Annotated in this window: 3 protein-coding genes and 1 pseudogene; 3 read left to right on the forward strand and 1 reads right to left on the reverse strand. The window is 63.5% G+C overall.

Features of this window, described 5'->3' with window-relative positions; all coding sequences use genetic code 11:
• A pseudogene (locus tag MOV75_RS36280) lies at positions 1–94 on the forward strand (septum site-determining protein MinD); the annotation flags it as partial.
• A gap of 90 nt (positions 95–184) precedes the next feature.
• Here MOV75_RS36280 and MOV75_RS36285 read toward each other — a convergent pair.
• Positions 185–535 (reverse strand): zinc ribbon domain-containing protein YjdM, encoded by a 351-nt coding sequence (locus MOV75_RS36285; RefSeq protein WP_246931010.1) that lies wholly within the window; start codon positions 533–535, stop codon positions 185–187.
• A 453-nt stretch (positions 536–988) separates the two neighbouring features.
• Here MOV75_RS36285 and MOV75_RS36290 point away from each other — a divergent pair, with 453 nt between their 5' ends.
• Together MOV75_RS36290 and MOV75_RS36295 are read left to right on the forward strand one after the other, a co-directional pair.
• On the forward strand, positions 989–1,393 hold the full coding sequence (locus MOV75_RS36290; protein ID WP_247007779.1) for a VOC family protein: 405 nt from the start codon (positions 989–991) through the stop codon (positions 1,391–1,393).
• Positions 1,394–1,495: 102 nt separating this feature from the next.
• Positions 1,496–1,941 (forward strand): cell envelope biogenesis protein TolA (locus MOV75_RS36295; protein ID WP_247007780.1); only part of this gene is annotated, 446 nt, incomplete at its 3' end.

Below are 1,941 nucleotides of genomic sequence, written 5' to 3' on the forward strand. Positions count from 1 at the left end.
CGTCGTGTTCGACCTCATCAACGTGGTGCAGGGCGTCGCAAAGCTGCCGCAGGCGCTGATCCGCGACAAGCGGCTGGAAAATCTCTGGCTGCTGCTCGGCGAGCCGCCGACGCTCTTGCAGACCGCGGGCCTCGTGACGGTGCTGTGCGGGTTTTACCTGGCGCAGCGGCAAAGCTAGCGCGAGCTACGCCTTCTTCACGAACTCCGACTTCAAGTTCATCGCGCCGATGCCGTCGATCTTGCAGGCGATGTTGTGTCCGTCGCTGGCGTCCTGGAGACGGATGTTGCGCACCTTGGTGCCGCCTTTCACGACCGAGGAGGAGCCCTTGATCTTGAGATCCTTGATCACGATGACGCTGTCGCCGTCAGCAAGCACGTTGCCGTTGGCATCGCGCACGCCGGCGTCCTGCGCGGTGTCCGCGGCCGTCTCCGCCGTACCGCTCCATTCATGGGCGCATTCCGGGCAGACCCAGAGACCGCGGTCCTGATAGGCGTGCTCGGAGTTGCAGGCGGGGCATTTCATCGTGTCGGTCATGGCAAGTCTCGTCTAATTCTTTTCTCGTCTCAACGCTTGGTTGGCGCCGCGACCGTAGGGGCGGGGAACAGGAAAGCAAGGGAAAGCTGCCGACCGCGCGCGCCGTCATCGCCTGCCGGTGCGATATCACCGAAACAGTGCAACGAGGATCACGGCGAGCCAGCCTGAGAGGCAAGTAAGCCCGCCGGACATCGAATCTGGAAAACAACCCCATGCACAGTAGGCACATCTTTGATAACGTTCGATATTTCGGCAATGCCGAATATTGATTGATCCGTCGGGCAAAGCAGTGGCATGATGTCATGCTGGCGCTTGTCCGATCACGAGGAGAGTCCTGCGTAGCTCCCATGGAGCGTCAGCGAAATCCGACGGCCGAGCGTGCGGCATCATCCCGGATTCCGCTTGCGCTCCATCCGGGCTACGTTCGCCGCGCAACTGCGCAGCGAGGCCGGCATGACCTTCCTTCTCAACATCGACGTCCCCGACGTCGCGCAAGCTACGAGCTTCTACACCGAAGCCTTCGGCCTCACGGTCGGCCGCCGCTTCGGCACCGATTTCGTCGAGCTGCTCGGCTGGCGCGCGCCGGTCTATCTCCTGACCAAGCAGGCCGGCACGGTCGGCGCCGGCAGCGATCGCCGCCGCTACGACCGGCACTGGACGCCCGTGCATATCGACGTCGTCGTCGATGATGTCGATGCTGCCGTCGAACGCGCGCTGCGCGCCGGCGCGATCCTGGAAGTGCCGGCGTGCGATGCGCCGTATGGCCGGATCGCGATGCTGGCCGATCCGTTCGGGCACGGGTTTTGTCTGCTGGCATTCAGCGAGCAGGGTTATGATGCGCTGGTGGAAAATTCGTAGTTGGTAGTCCGGATGAGCGAAGCGACATCCGGGATATACTTCGGGATGAGTCCCGGATATCGCTTCGCTCATCCGGGCTAAGATCTACGCTAACGGCGCGACATGCCAAAGAAACTGAAGACCTACCAGACCTCGCTCGGCTTCTTCGACCAGGCGATCGCGGCGCCCTCGATGAAGGCGGCGCTCGAGGCCTGGGGCGCCAGCTCCAACCTGTTTCATCAGGGCGCAGCGAAGGAGACTGACGACCCTGACATCGTCGCGGCAACCATGGCGAAGCCGGGCATCGTGCTCAGGCGGCCCGTCGGATCCGACGGCGCCTTCACGGAGAGCGCCGAACTGCCCACCGATCTTGCCGATGACGACGCCAAGCCCAAACGCAAACCCAAAAGCAAGCCGACATCGAAGCAGCGTCCGGCCAAGACCGCAAAGAAATCATCCCGCAAAACCGACGATCAGGCCGCGCGCAAGGCTGCCGCTGCGTTCGAGAAGGAGGAGCGGCGGCGCGAAGCCGAGCGTCGCAAGGGGGAGGCCGCCCGCGCCAAGGTGCG

It is taken from the genome of Bradyrhizobium sp. PRIMUS42 (genome assembly GCF_023006515.1).
In the GTDB taxonomy this organism is placed as follows: domain Bacteria; phylum Pseudomonadota; class Alphaproteobacteria; order Rhizobiales; family Xanthobacteraceae; genus Bradyrhizobium.